Source organism: Agathobacter sp., assembly GCF_977054825.1.
Genome location: NZ_CDRTEH010000002.1, coordinates 411,833 through 434,056, shown reverse-complemented (window position 1 = coordinate 434,056; position 22,224 = coordinate 411,833). Strand labels below are relative to the sequence as shown.

The 22,224-nt window shown below is 44.6% G+C and carries 20 protein-coding genes; 18 read left to right on the top strand and 2 right to left on the bottom strand.

The features are described from left to right. Positions 1 to 36: 36 nt before the first annotated feature. The gene (locus ACW6PM_RS04180) at positions 37 to 1,722 is read left to right on the top strand and encodes a glutamine--tRNA ligase/YqeY domain fusion protein (protein ID WP_308649923.1); all 1,686 of its coding nucleotides are present in this window, start codon (positions 37 to 39) and stop codon (positions 1,720 to 1,722) included. A gap of 47 nt (positions 1,723 to 1,769) precedes the next feature. Continuing rightward, on the top strand, positions 1,770 to 2,627 hold the full coding sequence (locus ACW6PM_RS04175) for a DUF2225 domain-containing protein (RefSeq protein WP_456056298.1): 858 nt from the start codon (positions 1,770 to 1,772) through the stop codon (positions 2,625 to 2,627). A gap of 45 nt (positions 2,628 to 2,672) precedes the next feature. Here the strand turns inward: ACW6PM_RS04175 and ACW6PM_RS04170 are convergent, their stop codons facing one another. After that, positions 2,673 to 3,899, bottom strand: a complete 1,227-nt coding sequence (locus tag ACW6PM_RS04170) for an argininosuccinate synthase (protein WP_456056297.1) — start codon at positions 3,897 to 3,899, stop codon at positions 2,673 to 2,675. A 291-nt stretch (positions 3,900 to 4,190) separates the two neighbouring features. Here ACW6PM_RS04170 and argC point away from each other — a divergent pair, with 291 nt between their 5' ends. The 10 genes from argC to holA all read left to right on the top strand — a co-directional run bounded on the left by argC (position 4,191) and on the right by holA (position 15,202). After that, entirely contained in the window at positions 4,191 to 5,249 is a 1,059-nt protein-coding gene (argC, locus tag ACW6PM_RS04165) for an N-acetyl-gamma-glutamyl-phosphate reductase (RefSeq protein WP_308649920.1), read from the top strand. Between the two features lie 76 nt (positions 5,250 to 5,325). After that, positions 5,326 to 5,790 carry a GNAT family N-acetyltransferase gene (locus tag ACW6PM_RS04160; RefSeq protein WP_012742451.1) on the top strand — a complete coding sequence of 155 codons (465 nt, stop codon included), beginning with the start codon at positions 5,326 to 5,328 and terminating at the stop codon, positions 5,788 to 5,790. Positions 5,791 to 5,801: 11 nt separating this feature from the next. Then, positions 5,802 to 6,704, top strand: a complete 903-nt coding sequence (gene argB / locus ACW6PM_RS04155; protein WP_012742452.1) for an acetylglutamate kinase — start codon at positions 5,802 to 5,804, stop codon at positions 6,702 to 6,704. Beyond that, on the top strand, positions 6,694 to 7,911 hold the full coding sequence (locus tag ACW6PM_RS04150; RefSeq protein ID WP_456056296.1) for an aspartate aminotransferase family protein: 1,218 nt from the start codon (positions 6,694 to 6,696) through the stop codon (positions 7,909 to 7,911). The genes argB and ACW6PM_RS04150 overlap by 11 nt, the downstream gene beginning before the upstream one ends. Positions 7,912 to 7,968: 57 nt before the next feature. Beyond that, the gene (locus ACW6PM_RS04145; protein WP_456056295.1) at positions 7,969 to 8,673 is read left to right on the top strand and encodes a helix-hairpin-helix domain-containing protein; all 705 of its coding nucleotides are present in this window, start codon (positions 7,969 to 7,971) and stop codon (positions 8,671 to 8,673) included. 10 nt (positions 8,674 to 8,683) lie between these two features. Beyond that, positions 8,684 to 9,376, top strand: coding sequence for a response regulator transcription factor (locus ACW6PM_RS04140; protein ID WP_012742455.1), 693 nt, complete (start codon positions 8,684 to 8,686; stop codon positions 9,374 to 9,376). A gap of 21 nt (positions 9,377 to 9,397) precedes the next feature. Then, positions 9,398 to 10,849, top strand: coding sequence for a sensor histidine kinase (locus ACW6PM_RS04135; protein WP_448753924.1), 1,452 nt, complete (start codon positions 9,398 to 9,400; stop codon positions 10,847 to 10,849). A gap of 10 nt (positions 10,850 to 10,859) precedes the next feature. Then, a complete protein-coding gene (locus ACW6PM_RS04130) occupies positions 10,860 to 11,804 on the top strand; it encodes a GerMN domain-containing protein (protein WP_308668645.1) in 945 nt (314 codons plus the stop codon). Between the two features lie 43 nt (positions 11,805 to 11,847). Further along, positions 11,848 to 14,211, top strand: coding sequence for a DNA internalization-related competence protein ComEC/Rec2 (locus ACW6PM_RS04125; protein ID WP_456056294.1), 2,364 nt, complete (start codon positions 11,848 to 11,850; stop codon positions 14,209 to 14,211). Further along, positions 14,192 to 15,202 (top strand): DNA polymerase III subunit delta, encoded by a 1,011-nt coding sequence (holA, locus tag ACW6PM_RS04120; protein WP_456056293.1) that lies wholly within the window; start codon positions 14,192 to 14,194, stop codon positions 15,200 to 15,202. The genes ACW6PM_RS04125 and holA overlap by 20 nt, the downstream gene beginning before the upstream one ends. A 74-nt stretch (positions 15,203 to 15,276) precedes the next feature. Here holA and rpsT read toward each other — a convergent pair whose 3' ends face one another. Next, positions 15,277 to 15,555 carry a 30S ribosomal protein S20 gene (rpsT, locus tag ACW6PM_RS04115; protein ID WP_081021557.1) on the bottom strand — a complete coding sequence of 93 codons (279 nt, stop codon included), beginning with the start codon at positions 15,553 to 15,555 and terminating at the stop codon, positions 15,277 to 15,279. 165 nt (positions 15,556 to 15,720) lie between these two features. Between rpsT and gpr the strand changes: the two genes are divergently transcribed. From gpr to scpB, 6 genes are all read left to right on the top strand, one after another. Further along, positions 15,721 to 16,632: a GPR endopeptidase gene (gene gpr / locus ACW6PM_RS04110; RefSeq protein WP_456056292.1), complete on the top strand. Its 912-nt coding sequence runs from the start codon at positions 15,721 to 15,723 to the stop codon at positions 16,630 to 16,632. 86 nt (positions 16,633 to 16,718) lie between these two features. Further along, on the top strand, positions 16,719 to 17,801 hold the full coding sequence (gene spoIIP, locus ACW6PM_RS04105; protein WP_456056291.1) for a stage II sporulation protein P: 1,083 nt from the start codon (positions 16,719 to 16,721) through the stop codon (positions 17,799 to 17,801). 63 nt (positions 17,802 to 17,864) lie between these two features. Beyond that, complete coding sequence (lepA, locus tag ACW6PM_RS04100) at positions 17,865 to 19,676, top strand: translation elongation factor 4 (RefSeq protein WP_308649910.1); 1,812 nt, start codon at positions 17,865 to 17,867, stop codon at positions 19,674 to 19,676. An 8-nt stretch (positions 19,677 to 19,684) separates the two neighbouring features. After that, the gene (gene hemW / locus ACW6PM_RS04095) at positions 19,685 to 20,878 is read left to right on the top strand and encodes a radical SAM family heme chaperone HemW (RefSeq protein WP_456056290.1); all 1,194 of its coding nucleotides are present in this window, start codon (positions 19,685 to 19,687) and stop codon (positions 20,876 to 20,878) included. Positions 20,879 to 20,891: 13 nt separating this feature from the next. Next, positions 20,892 to 21,641, top strand: a complete 750-nt coding sequence (locus tag ACW6PM_RS04090; protein WP_308649908.1) for a segregation and condensation protein A — start codon at positions 20,892 to 20,894, stop codon at positions 21,639 to 21,641. A 17-nt stretch (positions 21,642 to 21,658) separates the two neighbouring features. Further along, positions 21,659 to 22,222: an SMC-Scp complex subunit ScpB gene (scpB, locus tag ACW6PM_RS04085; protein ID WP_308649907.1), complete on the top strand. Its 564-nt coding sequence runs from the start codon at positions 21,659 to 21,661 to the stop codon at positions 22,220 to 22,222. Positions 22,223 to 22,224: the final 2 nt, after the last annotated feature.

The following is a 22,224-nucleotide window of genomic DNA, read 5'->3' as shown; positions in this document are numbered from 1 at the left end:
TATAATGGACACAGTATTATTTTCGGAGGAACATTTATGGAGAACGAGGCAACAGTTTCGAAAAATTTTATTGAACAGATTATTGAGAAGGACTTGGCAGAGGGTCATTGCAAGACTGTAAAGACCAGATTCCCACCGGAGCCAAACGGTTATTTACATATCGGTCATGCGAAGTCTATTCTTTTAAACTATGGACTGGCAAAGAAGTATGATGGACAGTTCAATCTCAGGTTTGATGATACAAACCCTACCAAGGAGCGCCTTGAGTTTGTAGAGTCTATCGAGGCCGATGTTAAGTGGCTTGGTGCTGACTGGGAGGACAGGAAGTTTTTTGCATCCAATTATTTCGACAAGATGTATGAGTGTGCAGTAGGGCTTATAAAGAAGGGGAAGGCGTATGTATCTGACCTGACACCTGATGAGATAAGAGAGTATAGAGGTACACTCACAGAGCCCGGCAAGGAGGATCCGTACACAAAGAGAAGCGTTGAGGAAAACCTGGATCTTTTTGAACGCATGAAAAACGGTGAGTTTGAGGATGGCACAAAGGTGCTTCGTGCGAGAATTGACATGAGCTCTTCAAATATCAATATGAGAGATCCGATTCTTTACCGTGTGGCTCATATGACTCATCACAATACAGGTGATAAATGGTGTGTATATCCTATGTATGATTTTGCTCATCCTATAGAGGATGCTATCGAGGGCATCACACATTCTATATGTACTCTGGAGTTTGAAGACCACAGACCACTGTATGACTGGGTGGTTATTGAATGTGGATTTAAGAATTCTCCGGAGGAGTCACCAAAGCAGATTGAGTTTGCAAAGCTCTATCTGACCAATGTTGTTACAGGAAAGAGATATATCAAGCGTCTTGTAGAGGACGGTATTGTTGACGGCTGGGATGACCCAAGGCTTGTTTCTATAGCAGCACTTAGACGCAGGGGCTTCACACCTGAGTCTATCCAGAATTTTGTTGATCTGTGTGGTATATCAAAGGCCAACAGCTCTGTTGATTACGCTATGCTTGAGTACTGTATCCGTGAGGATTTAAAGGCTAAGCGCCCTCGTATGATGGCTGTGCTTGATCCGGTCAAGGTGATTATCGACAATTACCCTGAGGGACAGGTTGAGTATCTTGAGGTGGATAATAACGTGGAGAATCCTGAGCTTGGAAAGAGAAAGGTTCCTTTCACCAGAGAGCTTTATGTGGAGAGAGAGGACTTCATGGAGGAGCCTCCGAAGAAGTATTTCCGTATGTTCCCTGGCAATGAGGTGCGTTTCATGAACGCTTACTTTGTGAAGTGCAATAGCTGTGTTAAGGATGAAAACGGCAATGTTACAGAGATTCACTGTACATATGATCCTGCATCAAAGGGTGGCAACAGTCCTGACGGCAGAAAGGTCAAGGGAACTATCCACTGGGTTTCAGCCGAGTATGGAAAGCAGGTAACAGTTCGTCTTTACGAGAATATCGTAAATGAGGAGCTTGGAGTGTACAATGAGGACGGAAGCTTAAATCTTAATCCAAATTCACTTACAGTGCTTGATAACTGTGTAGTGGAGCCGGAGCTTATGAATGCTAAGGCTTATGACAGCTTCCAGTTTGTCAGAAACGGCTTCTTCTGTGCGGATTGCAAGGATTCGAAGGAGGGACAGCCTGTATTTAACAGAATCGTTTCCTTAAAGAGCTCATTCAAGCTTCCGGCAGCTAAATAGTTTTGACTAAAAATAAAATAGACAGAAGAGAAGAATAGAGGTAAAATATGGATTTAATGTCAGGCCTTGACAAATTCGGTTTGAATCCCGAAGATATAAATGACCTGTACGATGAGGATAAAGAAGCTGCCACCGGGGATGCTCCGGTGGCAGCTACTGTTCAGACAGAGGACGAAACGGATTTTGTCTTTGCAAAGAGCGTTACATGTCCGGTGTGTGATGAGAGCTTTCAGACCCTGACGGTAAGGGCATCAAAGGTGCGTCTTGTTGGTTCTGATGACGATTTCAGACCGGTATACAAGGGGATTGATACAATAAAGTATGGTGTCACCTCATGTCCGCATTGTGGTTATAGTGCAATGAATGGTGACTTTATACATGTGTCGACTACCCAGATAAGGCTGCTTAAGGAACAGGTAGCCGCTAAATTTAAGCCCGGCAGCAAGGACGTGCCTTTGTTATATTCGTATGATGAGGCGATAGACAGATTTAAGCTGGCACTTTTTTCGGCAATTGTTAAGAGGGCACAGCACAGCGAAAAGGCATATATTTGTCTTAAGTTGTCATGGCTTTATCGAGGCTTATTGGAACAGCTTGCGGTTTGTGGCAGGTCAGCGGACAGTAAGGAGCTTTTAAGCGCACAAAAGGCAGAAAAAAATTATTACGAGCAGGCGCTTGATGGAATGACCAGAGCGGTTGAGACAGAGCATTTCCCGATATGTGGGATGAATCAGGATACGTTTGAGCTGCTTTTAGCTCAGATGAATTATAAGCTAGACCATTTGGATGTGGCGTCAAAGCTTGTTGCAAGAGTGCTTATATCGAAAAGTGCTTCGAGACACATTAAGGATAAGGCACTTGATTTAAAGAATGAAATTATTAAAAAAATAAGAGATGTGAAATAATTGCTGTTATTTCACATCTCTTTTTTCTTTTATTTGCTGTTACAATTAATTATTTTTCTTGTTCTCAAGCTCAAGAAGCTTCATTGCACGAACCTTGAGTGGAAGACCAAACAGAGTGATGAAGCCGTCTGCATCATGATGGTCATACAGATCTCCTGTAGTAAAGCTTGCAAGAGACTCACTGTAGAGTGAATATGGTGAAGTAGTGCCGGCCTTGATGATATTGCCTTTATATAATTTAAATTTAACTTCTCCTGTAACATATTCCTGTGTTGACTCTACGAAAGCCTGGATTGCTTCACGAAGTGGTGTGAACCATTTTCCTTCGTAAACTACCTGGGCGAGCTTGTTGCCCATATCCTTCTTGACATCCATTGTGGCACGGTCAAGGCAGAGCTCCTCGAGCTGGTCATGTGCCTCCATGAGGATTGTTCCACCCGGAGTCTCGTATACGCCACGTGATTTCATACCTACTACACGGTTCTCGACGATATCGATGATGCCGATGCCGTGCTTGCCGCCGAGACGGTTGAGCTCTCTGATGATGTCTGCTACCTTCATCTTTTTGCCGTTTACAGATGTAGGAACACCCTTCTCAAATGTCATTGTAACATACTCACCCTCGTCAGGAGCATGCTCAGGTGTGACACTTAATACGAGCAGATGGTCATAGTTTGGCTCCTGTGAAGGATCCTCCAGCTCAAGTCCCTCGTGGCTTATGTGCCAGAGGTTACGGTCACGGCTGTAGCTTGAATCTGTGCCGAACGGAAGGTCGATTCCGTGTGCCTTACAGTACTCGATCTCAGCCTCACGTGAATCCATTTTCCAGTTGTCCTGACGCCATGGAGCGATTACCTTGATATCAGGAGCAAGTGCCTTGATACCGAGCTCGAAACGGATCTGGTCGTTTCCTTTACCTGTTGCACCGTGGCAGATGGCTACAGCGCCTTCTTTTCTTGCAATCTCAACAAGCTTCTTTGCGATGCCAGGTCTTGCCATTGCTGTTCCAAGGAGGTATTTGTGCTCATAAACTGCGCCGGCCTGTACACAAGGTACGATGTAGTCTTCACTGAACTCATCACAGATATCCTCTATGTAAAGCTTTGAAGCTCCTGATAATTTGGCTCTCTCATCGAGTCCGTCAAGCTCCTCTCCCTGTCCGCAGTTGATGCAGCAGCAGATTACGTCATAGTCATAAGTCTCTTTAAGCCATGGAATGATAGCAGTGGTATCAAGTCCGCCTGAATAAGCTAATACAACTTTGTCTTTCATAAGTGCGTGTCCTCTTTTCGTTTATTCTTTATGATGGTAACCATTAACTGCTTTTGTGAAAAAAAGCCTTGAATAATTACTTTAGAATAAATATATACCAGTTCTTTACATATTGCAAGTGAAAAAATATACATTATTCATGTATAAATATACATAATTTTGTATAATTTTTCTCTTTACGGATTGAAAATACTGTACTATATTATTATGTATGATGCGTCAGACCTGTTTTATATGGTTATGCAGAAATATAAGAAATACAAGAAATACAATATGAAAAGAGGAAATACTATGATAAAGGCTGGTATTATTGGAGCCACCGGATATGCCGGAGCAGAGCTCGTGAGAATTTTGATGAATCATAAAGAGGTAGAGATTGCTTGGTATGGCTCACGAAGCTATGTGGATGAGAATTATGCCGATATCTATGGAAATATGTTTCAGATAGTTGATGCAAAGTGCATGGATGACAATATGGAGGAGCTTGCAGAGTCTGTCGATGTGATTTTTACTGCGACACCACAGGGCTTTTTGGCAGGCGTACTGACAGAGGATATATTAAGTAAGGTAAAGATAGTCGATCTGTCAGCGGACTTCCGTATAAAGGATGTAGCTACATATGAGAAGTGGTACAAGATTGAGCACAAGTCTCCGCAGTTTATTGATGAGGCTGTATATGGCCTGTGTGAGATAAACAGGGACAAGGTCACAAAGGAGACAAGACTTGTTGCAAATCCGGGCTGCTACACCACATGCTCTATCCTCACAGCATATCCGCTTGTGAAGGAGGGACTTATCGATACAGATACACTTATTGTCGATGCAAAGTCAGGCACATCGGGCGCAGGACGCGGTGCAAAGACACCAAATCTGTTCTGCGAGGTAAATGAGAGCATGAAGGCATATGGCGTTGCCTCACACAGACATACACCTGAGATTGAGGAGCAGCTTGGATATGCGGCAGGAAAAGAGATTCTTATCAACTTTACTCCGCATCTTGTTCCGATGAATAGAGGAATCCTTGCTACAGAGTATGCGACACTTAAGAAAAAGCCTGACGGAACCCTTCCTTCTTATGATGAGATTAAGGCAGTTTACGATAAGTATTATGCAAATGAGAAGTTTGTCAGAGTGCTTAAAAAGGGTGTCTGCCCTGAGACAAAGTGGGTTGAGGGCAGCAACTATGTGGATGTAAACTTTGTGATTGATGAGAGAACAGGCAGGATTATCATGATGGGCGCTCTTGACAATCTGGTAAAGGGTGCTGCAGGACAGGCAGTACAGAATATGAATCTGTTATTTGGCTTTGATGAGGCAGAGGGACTTAATATGGTTCCTATGTTCCCGTAATAATATGGGAATAATTATCAGAGAGCTATTTTACAATGCTGATAGTTATATAAAAATATAAGGATGATTTAATAAAATGAGCAATGAGAATAAATATGAAATAAGGGTTATGACGATTGATGACTATGACGAGGTGTACAGCCTGTGGCAGACCATACACGGCTTTGGAATCCGTTCTATCGATGATTCAAGAGAGGGAGTCCTTAGATTTCTTAAGAGAAACCCAACTACCAGTGTTGTAGCGGTGGAGGATGGTAAAATTGTCGGTGCAATACTCTGCGGTCACGATGGCAGAAGAGGCTGCCTGTATCATGTGTGCGTGGATGAGCATTACAGGAAGTGCGGCATCGGAAAGAGCATGGTAGTTGCCTGCATGAGAGCACTTCAGGCAGAGCATATCAACAAGGTGTCTATCATAGCCTTCAAGGTGAATGAGCTGGGAAACCACTTCTGGAAGGAAGAGGGCTGGACCTTCAGGGAAGACCTAAACTACTATGATTTCACACTTAACGAAGAAAATATAACAAGATTTAACAAATAAGGAGCAGTACAATGGCAGATAAGAACATGGAACAGGTAATGGAAAAGGCACAGGTGCTCATTGAGGCACTTCCATATATACAGAGATTTAACAGAAAGATTATCGTTGTAAAGTACGGCGGCTCTGCAATGGTTGATGAACAGCTTAAAAAGCAGGTAATCCAGGATGTCACACTTCTTAAGCTGGTAGGTTTCAAGCCTATCATCGTACACGGCGGCGGCAAGGAAATCAGCAAATGGGTAGGAAAGGTCGGCATGGAGCCGGTATTTGTAAACGGACTCAGAAAGACTGATGCCGATACAATGGAAATTGCCGAGATGGTGCTGAACAAGGTAAACAAATCCCTTGTCACACTCGTAGAGGAGCTCGGTGTGCAGGCTGTCGGAGTGAGCGGCAAGGATGGCGGTCTCTTAAAGGTAAAGAAAAAGTATTCAAACGGAGAGGATATAGGCTTTGTCGGTGAAATCACTGATGTTAATCCAAAAATCCTTTATGACCTGCTCGAGAAGGATTTCCTTCCAATCGTATGTCCGATCGGTCTTGATGACGAATACAATACATACAATATCAATGCAGATGATGCTGCATGTGCTATCGCAAGAGCTGTTTCAGCAGAAAAGCTTGCGTTCCTTACAGATATCGAGGGTGTATACAAGGATCCTTCAGATAAGAATACTCTTATCTCGGAGCTTACTGTTTCAGATGCAAAGAAGCTTATAGGCGATGGCTTTATCGGCGGAGGCATGCTTCCTAAGCTAAACAACTGCATAGATGCTATCGATAACGGAGTTTCAAGAGTACATATTCTTGACGGTCGTATCGCGCACTGCTTACTGCTTGAGATATTCACAAACAGAGGAATCGGAACAGCTATTCTTGGAGATTCGGAGGAGAAATTTAACAATGAGCAATAATATGGATAAACAGTCATACATTGATGAGGCAGAAAAAGAGCTGCTTCACACCTATAACAGATTTTCACTTGTACTCGATCACGGCGAGGGAGTACATCTTTATGATACAGACGGCAATGCATATCTGGACTTTGCCGCAGGAATAGCTGTATGTGCACTTGGCTACAGCAATGAGCACCACAAGGAGGCATTAAAGGCACAGGTTGATAAGCTTTTACATACATCAAACCTCTACTACAATGCGCCTGTCATCGAGGCAGCAGACAAGGTGCTTAAGGCAAGCAAAATGGACCGTATTTTCTTTACAAACAGTGGTACAGAGGCCATAGAGGGCGCTATCAAGGCTGCAAAGAAGTATGCTTTTACGAGAGACGGTCATGCCGGCCATGAGATAATTGCCATGAATCATTCCTTCCACGGAAGAAGCATCGGAGCTCTTTCTGTTACAGGCAATGCGCATTATCAGGAGCCTTTTGAGCCTCTTATGCCGGGAGTTAAGTTTGCGGATTTCAATGATTTGGAGAGTGTTAAGGCTCAGGTGACAGACAAAACCTGCGCCATCATCATGGAAACCATTCAGGGTGAGGGCGGTATTTACCCGGCAGACAAGGAGTTTATCGAGGGAGTGAGAGCACTCTGCGATGACAAGGATATTCTTCTTATACTTGATGAGATACAGTGCGGCATGGGCAGAAGCGGCGAGATGTTCGCATGGCAGAACTATGATGTGAAGCCTGATATCATGACCTGTGCTAAGGCGCTCGGCTGCGGTGTGCCGGTTGGAGCCTTTCTCATGACACAGAGGGTGGCAGACAAATCCCTTGCACCTGGAGACCATGGTACCACATACGGCGGCAATCCGTTCGTAGGAGCAGCAGTAAGTGCAGTGTTTGATGAGTTTAAGCGTCTTGATATTGTAAGCCATGTGAAGGAGATTGCACCTTACCTGGAGAAGAAGCTTGATGAGCTTGTTGCAAAATACGACTGCCTCACAGCCAGAAGAGGTATGGGTCTCATGCAGGGCGTGGAGTGCACTCTTCCTGTAGGAAAGGTCTCTGCAGAGGCTTTAAAGCAAGGCCTGATAGTCATCACGGCAGGCAGCAATGTGCTCAGATTTGTGCCTCCTCTTGTTATCGAAAAGAGTGATGTTGACGAAATGATAGAAAAACTTGAAACAACACTTGTAATACTGTCAAAAAATCTGTAAAATAGAGAGGACATCGATTTCTCCTTTGAGAGTATGATATTAATCAAAGGAGACCATATGAAAAAAAAAATATTATTAAGTGCGTTTATTGTAACAATAGCGTTAGGCCTTTGCGGCTGCAAAAAAGATGATGCCACAGTTCATTTTGCTTCTGAAACGGAGCAGACTGCTGTGGTTTCAAGTGATGTAAATAGACAGACTGCAGATTCAAAGGAGCAGAAGGCTTCATCCGCGGGAGAGCAGGAACAGAAGAAAGACACAGCAGCTACGAGTGATGACTCTACCGAGTGGTGCGTCTATATCTGTGGTCAGGTTGCAAATCCCGGTGTATACAGAGTAAAGCCGGGCGCCAGAGTTTGTGAGCTCGTTGATATGGCAGGAGGCATGCTGGAAACAGCTGACAAGAGCTTTTGGAATCTGGCATCAGAGCTGTATGATGGGCAGATGCTGTATTTCCCGACTGCAGAGGAGCTGGAATCGGAGCACATACCTGAGGGCTCATATACCACAGGCATAGATGGTTCGCTGATGAAGGGCGGCGCCGAGGAGCATATAGGCGTAAAGGATGGCAAGCTAAATATCAATACCGCAACCGCCGAGCAGCTCATGGCTCTTTCGGGCATAGGTGAGAGCAAGGCAAAGAGTATTGTTGAGGATCGCGCCAAAAACGGATTGTTTTCTTCGATTGAGGATATCACGAGGGTGTCCGGCATCGGTGAAGCAATGTTTAATAAAATAAAAGATGATATAACAGTAAATTAGGAGTGTATAAATGGCAAAAAAAGTGCTGGTCGTTGACGACGAAAAGTTAATTGTAAAAGGAATACGTTTCAGTCTGCTGCAGGATGGCATGGAGGTGGACTGTGCATATGACGGTGAGGAGGCCTTAAATATGGCAAAGGCCAATTCATATGATATGATTCTTTTGGATGTCATGCTTCCAAAGATGGATGGCTTTGAGGTGTGTCAGGCAATAAGGGAGTTTTCTGATGTCCCGATTGTCATGCTCACTGCAAAGGGGGATGACATGGACAAGATTTTAGGACTTGAGTACGGCGCTGATGACTATATCACAAAGCCATTTAATATTCTTGAGGTAAAGGCCAGAATCAAGGCAATCATGCGGCGCACTTCACCGGAGCGCGCACCACAGGTACAGTCATCCGTGATTGAAAAGGGTGATATCAAGCTCGACTGTGACAGCAGACGTCTTTTCATAAATGATAATGAAATCAATCTGACGGCAAGAGAGTTTGAGCTGCTTGAGATTCTGATCAAAAATGAAAATAAAGTGTACAGCAGGGAGAGCCTTTTAAAGATTGTATGGGGCGAGGATTACCCGGGGGATGTGCGTACGGTTGATGTGCACGTCAGACGTCTTCGTGAAAAGATTGAGGCAAATCCAAGCGAGCCTAAGTACGTTCATACCAAGTGGGGCGTGGGCTATTACTACAACCAGAAGTAATACTTTCAGAAAGGTTCTAAAATGTTTAAGGGTAAAGTACATTTTGCATTTTATAAGAGTCTGAAATCCAGGCTGATTCTCATGATTTTTGTTCTCGTTCTGGTACCGGAGGTGGTGCTGTGCTTCGGCATACTTAACACCTACGAGTCCAGAGCGGTTTCAATCCGCGAAAGCGAAGTGCTTAGTCAGGCAAAGATTCTCGCAAACAAGATATCTACAAGTAAATATTTTGATGAGGATGGTGGGGATTTGAGCAATATAGATGCTCAGATTGACACTCTTACAACTATATATGAGGGGCGTGTGCTCATAGTAGACAAGCATTTTAAGATTATTAAGGATACTTACAATCTGGATGATGGCAATACGATTATTTCAGAGGAGGTAATAAAGACCTTTTCTTCCTCTGAGATTACCAACTATGATTCTAAAAACCACTATATCGAGCTTTCTGTTCCGATAAGCAATCCAAACGACAAGGATTCAAAGATAGAGGGAGCACTCGTTGTAAGTGTGTCGACGGACAATATATCGCTAAATATGTCATATCTTACACAGATTGCAGTGACGGTTGCCATTATCGCAGGTGCGGTGGTTCTCTTTTTTGGCGTGCTTGTGCTTTTGCAGCTTTTTGTTCCGGTTAAGAAGCTTTCTGACGAGATATCAGACATTAAGGATGGCTTTGGAAAAGAGCAGCTGGATGTTGATGATTATGCAGAGACTGCTATTATAAGCAGGAATTTTAATGAGCTGATGAGTGGAATGAAGGTCATGGATGAGTCCAGACAGGAGTTTGTATCGAATGTGTCACATGAGCTCAAGACACCTCTTACATCCATGAAGGTGCTTGCAGATTCTATCAACAGTATGGGTGATGAGGCTCCGATTGAGATGTACAGGGAGTTCATGGGTGATATCACAAGCGAGATAGACCGAGAGACAAAGATAATAAATGACCTCTTATCACTGGTCAAGATGGATAAGTCGGCTGCTACGCTGAATATCGAGAGTATTAATATCAACGATCTGCTCGAACAGATTATGAAGAGGCTTCAGCCGATTGCTGACAAGCAGCAGGTGGAGCTTGTACTCGAGAGCTTCAGACCGGTGACGGCGGAGATAGATGAAGTGAAGCTGACGCTTGCTTTTACAAATCTCATCGAGAATGCCATCAAGTACAATGACAATGAGACCGGTGGCTATGTGCATGTATCCTTAAATGCGGACCATCAGTATTTCTATCTGAAGGTGGAGGACAACGGTATCGGTATACCGGAGGAGTCCTTAGAGCATATATACGAGAGATTTTATCGTGTGGACAAGTCACATTCGAGAGAGATTGGCGGTACAGGTCTGGGACTTGCCATTACAAGAAGCTCTATTCTTATGCACAGGGGCGCTATAAAGGCTCACAGTGTAATGGGAGAGGGCACTACCTTTGATGTGCGTATACCACTCAACTATATTGCATAGGAGGCTTGACGTGAAAAGAATAATTATATTCGTGCTCACTGCAGCGATTCTGCTCTCCATGGTGGGCTGCACAAAGAAAAAAGCAGACAATACGGTTGATGTGTTTTGTCTGAATATGGATGTGACGAGCAGTGTACCGGAGTCATATGTGCTTAGAAGCAAAAATTCAGATGTGGACAAGCAGGTTGATGAGCTTCTTGGGAGACTGCAGGATAAGCCTGATAACTCAAAGCTTCGCAAGGCGATACCGGATGAGGTGTCAGTCAGAGGCCATGAGGAGAAAAACTATAACTGTACTGTGGATTTCAGCAAGGAGTATTATGACCTTACGGCTGCACAGGAGGTGCTTTTGAGAGCGTCTGTGGTCCGCACGCTCACACAGTTAGATAGTATTTCATATGTCACATTTACCGTAAACAGTATTCCTCTTGTGGACTCGGATGATGAGATCGTCGGCAGCATGGGTGCTGATGATTTTGTTGAGAATCCGGGTGAGCAGATCAATACAAGTGTGAAGGAGACACTCACGCTTTATTTTGCTGACAAGGATGGTACAGGGCTTGAGAAACAGACAAGAGTGATACATTACAGCTCAAATATAGCGCTTGAAAAGCTTGTTCTTGAGCAGCTTATTGAGGGTCCGAAGGGCTCTAAGCTTAAGGCAACTCTTCCGGGTACGACAAAGCTTATCAATGTGTCTGTGGCAGACAGGATATGCTATCTGAACTTTGATTCTTCGTTCAGAAATACTATTGACAATAAGCTCACAGAGGATGTGGTGCTGTATTCGATAGTTAATTCGCTCACCTCGCTGCCTACTGTCGACAAGGTACAGATCTCGCTTGACGGCGAGAATGACGGTATGCTGCTTTATAATTATAAGCTAAGTGGCATGTATGAGTTCAATAAGGATATAGTGGATTCTGATGATTCCACGGAAAAAACCGAAAAATAGAATAGATTTGATTTAGGAGGAGAAGAGTATTAGTAAAAGACCGATGTTTTTATTTGCGTTGGTCTATACTGCAGGAACTGTTTCGGGTATGTATGGCAGGGGCTTTGGCTTTTTGGCTTTTGCCATGCTGCTTGTGGCGCTTGTAGCTGAGTGTGTGGCAGCTAAGGGCAGCTTTTCTACTGTCAGGCGTATAGTTATTTTGCTTATCCTGACATCGTCGGCTGTTTTTACGTTGGCGCAATGCAGATATGCTTCAGTGGATGAAAAACGAGACAGCTATATGCAGTATATGACAGATGAAAAATCTGTCATCGTCTGGGGGAAGATTTATAAAACTGAATACAAGTATTTCTCATACAGGTATTATATGACAGACTGCGTGGTGCAGCCTGAGGACGGCAAGGCTTTTGGCAGAAAAATATCCTGTGGTGATGTCGTGGTATTCTGTGACAGCAAAAGCGCACAGCTGGGCGATTATATGAAAGCTTACGGCAAGATAGGCTTGTTTAAGTCTGCCACAAATGAGGGGGAGTTTGACAGAGCACGCTTTTACCGCTTGCAGGGAATTGATTTCTCTGTGAAGGCAGACGATATTAAGACGAGCGCCGGTAAACATGCATGGTATTATCACAGGCTTGAAAGGCTTCGAGATACGCTCTCGGCTTCGCTTCTTAGTGTGACTGATGAGACAACGGCAGGAGTGCTTTCATCCATGCTGCTTGGAGACAAGTCGTATCTGGATGATGAGATAAAGGATTTGTACCAGATCAGCGGTATTTCACATATACTGGCTATTTCCGGGCTTCATATTTCTATAGTTGGCATGGCCTTTTACAGGCTTCTCAGAAAAAGAAGGGTGAGCTATACAGCGGCATTTATCTGTTCTGGGGCGCTTATACTAAGCTATGCTGTTATGACGGGAAATGCCGTGTCCACGAGGCGTGCCGTGGGGATGTTCATACTTACAATGCTTGCGGCAGCTTTAGGAAGATGTGCAGATATGCTCAATTCCCTCGGTATCATGGTCATTTACCTGCTGTGGGACAATCCTATGGTTTTGGGATATGCCGGATTTGTGTTATCGGTCGGGGCAATACTTGCCATAGGTATTGTGACACCTGTGATGAGTGCGCCTGAGGGTGAGAAATTCTGGGCATCTGTATCCATACAGCTTCCGATGCTTCCGGTTGTGGCTATGAACTATTATGAGCTGCCTCTTTTTGCGGTGTTTGTAAATCTCGTTGTGATACCGGCTTTGCCTGTCATATTTATCTCGGGTCTGCTTGCATCTGTCGCAGGCTGCTTTGGTGCGATACCCGGCAAAGTACTGGTGTTTCCTGCATTTGCGGTGTTAAAGCTCTATGAGCTGCTTTGCGGTCTTGTTATGAAGCTTCCGGGGGCATCGGTTATCACAGGAGCCCCTGATGGATACAGGATTTTCCTTTTTTATGCTGCTTTGAGCGGTTTTTTGGTGGTATTTTCACTTAAAAAACGTGCCATAGAGCGTGGCTTAAAGGAAAAAAGCCCTATCCTTTACAATGTCCAAAGAGCGGCATGTACAGCAGTGCTGCTTGCAATTTTGCTTGTGAAGCCCAAAACTGCTGCGCAGCTTGATATACTGGATGTGGGGCAGGGAGATGGCATATTTTACCGCTTTGAGTCCGGCACATGCATCTTTATCGATGGAGGCAGCTCCGACAGAAAACAGCTTGGTGAGAATGTGATTCTGCCGTTTCTTAAGTATAACGGCGTACCGGGGATATCGTACTGGTTTGTTTCACATGCAGACAGTGATCATATAAGCGGACTGTCTGAGGTGATAGACAGCGGATATACTATAGAGCATATAGTTGTGGCAGAAGCTGCTGCTAAGGAAGAGGCTATGGATGAGCTGCTTTTTAAGGCAAGGGAAGCAGGGATTGATGTATGCCTTATGTCAAAGGGCGATTCGATTGAAATAAATGATGCCTCAGGCTTGCGCAATACAGTAAATGAAGGGACTGATGGCATCATGTGCCTGTATCCGGGAACAGCCGATACAGCATCGGACAGAAACGATATGTGTCTTGTGCTAAAGCTCACAGATGGCGCCTTCAGCGGTATTTTCGGCGGAGATATACCGGCTGAGGTGGAAAAAGAGCTTGTGGCAGAGTATGGAAAAGAGCTTTCTGTGGATTTTTACAAGGCAAATCACCATGGCTCCAAGTATTCAGGCTCTAAAGAATGGATTGAGGCTTTAAGTCCGAGGTGGGCTGTGGTATCATGTGCGGCAGAAAACCGCTACGGACATCCGGCTGATGAAGCTATGGAGAGGCTTATAGATGCAAAGTGCCGTATTTTTTACACAATGCAAAGCGGCCAGATTAAGTATAAAGAGAGTGCTATATATGAAAACAATAGACAATGATATAAAAGCAGGAGATTTCAAAAAGGTTTATCTGCTGTATGGACAGGAGAGATACCTCATAAAACAGTACAGGGACAAGCTCATAAAGGCTATGGTCAGCGAGGGCGACAGTATGAACTTTTCATCGTTTGAGGGCGATGGAATCAATCAGAAGGAAATAATTGACCGGGCGGAGACACTTCCGTTTTTTGCAGACAGGAGAGTGATTCTTATTGAGGATGCCGGTATTTTTTCAAAGGCAGGCGATGAGCTTGGAGAGTATTTAAAGGATTCACCGGAGAGCACACACTTTATATTTGTGGAGGAGAGCGTTGATAAGCGCTCGAAGCTTTACAAGGCAGCAGCCAAGAGTGGCAATCCTGTGGAGTTCAAGGAACAGACTGATGAGACACTTGCCAGATGGATAGGGGCGCGCATCAGGAAGGAAAATAAGGGAATGAGCCGGGCTGCCTACAACAGCTTCATAGAAAAAACCGGTACGGATATGGAAAATATCGACAAGGAGCTTGAGAAGCTGCTGTGCTACTGCATGGACAAGGAAGTGATTGAGCTTTCGGATGTGGAGGCTGTAACGACAGAGCAGATTACAAACAAGGTGTTTGAGATGGTCGATGCGATTGCATCACACAGACAAAAGCGTGCGCTTGAGCTGTATTACGATCTGCTGGCGCTCAAAGAGCCTGCCATGCGTATTATGTATCTCATATCGCGCCAGTTCAATATACTGATGAATGTGAAAGCCATGACAAATAAGGGCTTTGGCAACAAGGATATAGCGTCAAAGGCCGGCTGTCCGGAGTGGGCTGTGCGCAAATACCAGGCGCAGTGCAGGGCATATTCGTTGGATGACCTAAAGCAGGCTGTAAGAGATGGTGTGGCATACGAGGAGGCTGTGAAGACCGGCCGGATGAATGACCAGATGGCAGTGGAGCTTTTTATAGTGCAGTACTCTGCAGATATGACAGATGCTCATGCGACAGGCAAAAAATGATACAACGCAAATATACAAAAAACCCATCGGTATGACGGCACCGATGGGTTTTATTATTTATTGCTATATAGTAATTAAGCTAATCCGTTAACAAGCTTTGTTAAACGAGATACTTTTCTAGCTGCGTTGTTCTTGTGGAAGATACCCTTTGAACCAGCGCTTGCGATAGCAGAAGTTGCATCCTTTAATGCAGCCTCAGCAGCAGCCTTATCATTTGCAGCTACAGCAGCCTCAACCTTCTTGATTGCTGTTTTAACTCCTGATTTGATTGCTTTATTTCTAGCAGCCTTAGTCTCTGTTACTAAAATTCTCTTTTTTGCTGATTTAATGTTAGCCAACTCGTACACCTCCAAATATTTAATCTAATGTATGCCAAAACAGACACGGACGCTTTGGCACAAACATACTAGAATATAATATGTCAACCTTTCCACTCTGTCAATACATATTTTGAAAAAAATTGCAAAAAATTAACATATATGTGATTTTTGAATATCATACAGGGGAGGTGTATTGATTTGTCGGCTGATAAATGGTGTGCAAGAACTGATCTGGCGCTTGAGACGCAGGAGAGCCTTAGAAAGGCAAACACTGATATGAGAGGTGTGAATTTCTCTGAAAAAAAGCTGGATAACGGAATTGTAGTCAGTGTAGTGACGATTGACTCGGAAAATGCAGTCAGGGCTACAGGCCGTCCTAAAGGAAAATATGTGACAATTGAGGCTACGCTGCTGTCAGAGGGGGACGAGGAGTGCTGTCAGGCTGTGACAAGGGAGCTTTCAAGAGAGCTTAAGAGCTTTGTAAAGGCTGTCTGTGGCAAGCATATATATGCGGCGCTTGTTGTCGGGCTTGGGAACAGAAATGTAACTCCGGACGCGCTCGGTCCCAGATGCATTGACAGCTTGTTTATCACCCGTCATATAGTAAAGGAATATGGCAGGTATGCGTTTGGCAACGAGAACGTCAACAGTGTGTGCGGCCTGGTGCCGGGAGTGATGGCACAGACAGGCATGGAGTGCCTTGAGATAATAAAGGGTGTGGTGAACGAGGTGAAGCCGGATTTTGTTGTGACAATTGATGCGCTTGCGGCACGCAGTACAAAACGTCTGGGGTGTACCATACAGCTGACGGATACAGGCATAGTGCCGGGAAGCGGTGTTGGAAACCACAGGGATGGCATAAACCGTGGTAATCTGGGAGTGCCGGTTATCGCGATTGGTATTCCGACAGTCATCGATGCGGTGACTATTGTTTCTGATGCGGTAAATGCCAGCCGGGAGAACACCGCAAAGCTCATGTCACCGAAGTTAAACGGCATGTTTGTGACACCAAAGGACATTGACGAGACTGTTAAGAGACTGGCAGGTCTTTTATCGGAGGGCATAAATATGGCTTTTTCCAATGATGACTATGAAGACTGTAGTGAATAATTTATTGCTTAGAATATCATTAGTGCCACGTGCATAAGCTTTATGTAGCAGGGGAAAACATGATGTTTTAGATGGGAGATGATATTGTGAAGAAGAAAATGGTTGTGCTTATAGCACTTATATATATTGCAAGTATGCTGTTTTGCGGTGATGGTGTGGGAAAGAGGCTTGTGGAAGAAAAATTCCCGCACCTTACATATTCTCACGGTAAGTGTGATGAGGCAAAAAAGAAGGAGCCGCGTATTGTGGAGGATGAGGATACAGCGGGAGGTATTCTCTCATATGAGGAGCTTGCTGCGATGGAAAATGAAAATGCAAGTGTCAGGAACAATATGCTGCCTGATGCCGACCAGCTTGCATTTGTCGGGGAAGCTGAAAAAGCCGGTGAAACAGCAGCGCAGGAGGCGAAGCAGAACGTGAAAATGCCCCAGGTAGACATGAGCTTTGACAATCTGGTAAAGAACTATTATCAGGTGGACAAGACTACATATATAGGAGCTGATGAGCTGTGTGAGGAGGTGCTGCTGGGGCGCGATATGTCTATAGAAAAATCGGGAGACGGCCCTGATATACTCATATACCATACACATTCCCAGGAAGGGTACAGTGATTCTACAGATACATCAGAGACACAGACAGTAGTCGGAGTGGGTGACAGGCTTGAAACACTTTTGAGGGATAAATACGGCTACAATGTGCTGCATCACAAAGGGCAGTATGACGTGAATGACCGTGACCATGCGTATTCCAATTCATTACCTGAGATTACAGAAATTATTGAGAAAAATCCTTCCATAAAGGTAGTTATCGACCTGCACAGGGATGGAGTGGCTGAGACTACAAGACTTGCCACGACAATAGACGGAAAGCCTATGGCACAGATTATGTTTTTTAACGGGCTGTGCCGTACTGCTGCAAGAGGAGCGATTGATAGTCTGCCCAATCAGTATCTGGGAGACAATCTGGCGTTTTCATTCCAGCTGCAGCTCATGGCAAATGAGTATTATCCGGGGCTTGCAAGGCGCATTTACTTAAAGGGCTACAGGTATAATATGCATCTGTGTCCGAAATCACTGCTCGTGGAGGTGGGAGCGCAGACAAATACCTTGGAGGAGGCGTACAATGCCATGGAACCACTTGCAGATATACTCGATAAAGTGTTAAAATAATATAGACTTTATTTCACAAATCTGATAAACTTTGATGAGTTATTGAAAGCATTAGGAGGACATATGTCAATAGATCAGAGCAAAATCCGTAATTTTTGTATTATTGCCCATATTGATCACGGCAAATCTACACTTGCGGACAGAATTATAGAGAAAACAGGCACACTTACCAGCAGGGAGATGCAGGCTCAGGTGCTTGACAACATGGAGCTTGAGAGAGAGCGTGGTATCACGATCAAGTCTCAGGCGGTTCGTATTATATATACTGCAAAGGATGGCGAAGAGTATATTTTTAACCTGATAGATACACCCGGACACGTGGATTTTAACTATGAGGTATCAAGAAGCCTTGCGGCGTGCGACGGAGCTATACTTGTAGTGGATGCGGCCCAGGGCGTTGAGGCACAGACACTTGCGAATGTTTACCTTGCACTGGATCATGATCTGGATGTATTTCCTGTCATTAATAAGGTGGATCTGCCGAGTGCACGCCCGGATGAGGTGGCACAGGAGATAGAGGATGTCATCGGAATTGAGGCTATGGATGCACCGCGTATTTCCGCAAAGACAGGTCTCAATATAGAGGATGTGCTTGAGCAGATTGTAAAAAAGATTCCTGCACCGACAGGTGATAAGGATGCACCGCTTAAGGCACTTATATTTGATGCAACCTACGATTCCTACAAAGGTGTCATCATTTTCTGCCGTCTGAGAGAGGGCTCTGTAAAGGTAGGAGACACAATAAAGATGATGGCTACAGGTGCATCTGATGTGGTTACAGAGGTGGGATATTTTGGTGCGGGCCAGTTTATACCATGCGACGAGCTTTCAGCCGGCATGGTTGGATACATTGCAGCCAGTATCAAAAATGTCAGGGATACACGCGTGGGTGATACAGTCACACTAGTTGACAGGCCGTGCGATGAGGCACTTCCGGGCTATAAGAAGGTTAATCCGATGGTTTACTGTGGTCTGTATCCTGCGGACAGTGCAAAGTATCCTGATTTAAGGGATGCCCTTGAAAAGCTGCAGGTCAATGACGCTTCATTACAGTTTGAGCCTGAGACCTCACTGGCACTCGGCTTTGGCTTCAGATGCGGTTTTCTTGGACTTTTACATCTGGAAATCATTCAGGAGAGACTGGAGAGAGAGTTTGATCTGGATCTCGTTACCACAGCACCTAGTGTTATATACAAGATTCACAAGACAAGCGGTGAGGTGATAGATCTGACCAATCCATCCAATATGCCGGATCCGTCAGAGATTGAGTATATGGAGGAGCCATACGTGTCGGCAGAGATTATGGTTACAAGCGACTATGTCGGTGCGATTATGAAGCTGTGTCAGGAGAGACGAGGTGTCTACATCAGCATGGAGTATATAGAAAAGACACGAGCTCTTATAAAATACGACCTGCCTTTAAATGAGATTATCTATGATTTCTTTGATGCGTTAAAGTCACGCTCCAGAGGATATGCTTCGTTTGACTACGAGATGAAGGATTATGAGCGCTCAGAGCTTGTCAAGCTTGACATCTTAATCAATAAGGAGATGGTCGATGCACTTTCATTTATCGTATTCAAGGAGAGTGCATACGAAAGAGGCCGTAAGATGTGCGAGAAGCTTAAAGGTGAGATACCAAGGCATCTGTTTGAGATACCTATTCAGGCAGCAGTCGGTGGCAAGATTATAGCAAGAGAGACAGTCAAGGCGCTTCGCAAGGATGTGCTTGCCAAGTGCTATGGTGGTGATATTTCACGTAAGAAGAAGCTGCTTGAGAAGCAGAAGGAAGGAAAGAAGAGGATGCGTCAGGTGGGCAATGTAGAGATACCGCAGGAGGCATTCATGAGTGTGCTTAAGCTGGATGAGGAGTAATCGCTCATATGAAGAATCTTGAGATTTATATTCATATACCATTTTGTGTGAGAAAATGTGAATATTGTGATTTTTTGTCATTTCCCGCAGACGATGCTGCAAAGCTTCGCTATGTTAAGGGGCTTATGGCGGAAATGATATTTTACGGCCCGCTGATGAAGGACTATCAGGTGTCATCTGTCTATATAGGGGGCGGTACACCAAGCTCCATAGATGAGCAGTGGATTGCAGCCTTGATGGAGGGGGTGTTTGACAGCTTTAATGTGCTGCCTGATGCGGAGATTTCCATAGAGTGCAATCCCGGTACGCTTAGCAGGGAAAAGCTTTTAGCATACAGGGATGCGGGAATCAACCGCCTGTCCATAGGACTTCAGTCGGCAAATGCAGACGAGCTTAAGCTGCTCGGGCGTATACATACCTTTGAGCAGTTTGTGACGAATTACGAGGTGGCCAGAAATGTGGGCTTTAAAAATATCAATGTAGACCTGATGTATGGACTGCCGGGGCAGTCAGCGTCACAGTATATGGCGACTGTAAACAAGATTATAAGGCTTCATCCGGATCATATATCGGCGTATTCCCTTATAGTTGAAAAGGGAACCCCGTTTTATGAAAAGTACAAGTTTGACATGGTGCGCCAGGAGGCTGGCATGAGAACAGAGTTTCTGCCAAATGAGGACGAGCTGTATGATATGGAAAAGGCGGGACAGAAGGCTCTTATGGATGCCGGTTACAGGCAGTACGAGACCTCTAACTATGCTAAAAAAGGCATGGAGTGCCACCATAATATAGGCTACTGGACCAGAGCTGACTATTTAGGGCTTGGAATAGGTGCAGCATCGCTTATATCAAATGTCAGATATACCAATACATCCGATATGGACGAATACCTGTCAGCATGCCGTCATATACATGATGTGGGTGATGATATATTTAAGGCTAATCTGCATGTGGCAGCTGATGTCATAGATAAAAAGGGTCAGATGGAGGAGTTCATGTTTTTAGGGCTTCGTATGAACGAGGGTGTTACAAGAGAAGCCTTTGAGAGAGCATTTGGTATTTCGATAGATGCCATCTACAAGGATACGATAGACAGTCTTAAGAATCAGGAGTTGCTCGTGGTAAAGGCCGGGCATATCTATTTATCGGAAAGAGGAAAGGATGTAGCTAATTACGTCATGGCACAGTTTTTGAAGGATTAGTGGAGAGCAAATTATGGATATGACTTTTAAGCTTCAGGTGTTTGAGGGACCGCTTGATCTGCTTTTATACCTGATAGAAAAAAATAAAGTAAATATTTATGATATCCCGATTGTCGAGATTACAGCGCAGTACATGGAGTATGTGGCTCAGATGAAAAAGGATAATCTGGACACGCTCAGCGAGTTTCTCGTGATGGCGGCCACGCTTCTCGACATAAAGTCAAAGATGCTTCTTCCGAGAAAAGAGGAGGAAGAGGAGGAGCAGGAGGATCCAAGAGCAGAACTTGTGCAGCAGCTGCTTGAGTACAAGATGTACAAGTGCATGGCAAATGAGCTTAAGGACCGTCAGCTGGATGCCGGCAAGGTGTGGTATAAGAAAAAGGACATACCTGATGAGGTTTTGGCATATGAGGAGCCTGTTAATCTTGACGAACTGGTGGGAGATATCCGTCTTTCCGATTTAAACAGAATCTTTCAAAGTATAATGAAACGTCAGGAAGAAAAGATAGATAAGGTCCGCTCGAAGTTTGGAAAGATTGAAAAGGAGGAGGTCTCCTTGGAGGAAAAGATGGATTATCTGACAGACTATGCTGCTTCACACAAGCACTTCAGCTTCAGGGGGATGCTTACCGAAGCGTCAAGCAAGGTTGAGGTGATCGTCACATTTCTTGCCATACTTGAGCTTATGAAGACCGGCAAATTAACAATCGTTCAGGAGCATATTTTTGATGATATCCAGATTGAGTCAAGGATTGCTGCATAAAGAGGTTTTGAGGATATATGAATTATAAAGCTGCAATAGAGGCTATTTTATTTACCATGGGAGAGTCCGTGGAGCTTGGAAGGATAGCCGATGCAATACAATTAAGTGAAAAAGAAACAAAAAAGCTGATTGAGGAGCTCAAGAAGGAGTATGCAGGCTCAGCAAATATAGGCATGAATATCATCGAGCTTGATGGAGCCTATCAGATGTGCACAAAGCCGCAGATGTATGAGTATCTCATCCGCATAGCAAAGCAGCCCAAGAAGAGGGTGCTTACTGATGTGCTTTTGGAGACTCTTTCAATCATAGCGTACAAGCAGCCTGTTACAAAGGCTGAAATAGAAAAAATCAGAGGTGTGTCAAGCGAGCATGCTGTAAGCAAGCTTGTCGAGTACAATCTGGTGCAGGAGCTTGGAAGACTTGATGCTCCGGGACGCCCGCTTTTGTTTGGCACCACAGAGGAATTTTTAAGAAGCTTTGGTGTGCAGTCTATTGACGAGCTGCCGGTACTAAGCCCTGTGCAGGTGGAGGAGTTTAAGCAGGAGGCAGAGGAAGAGATGCACGTAAAGCTTGATGTGTAGAG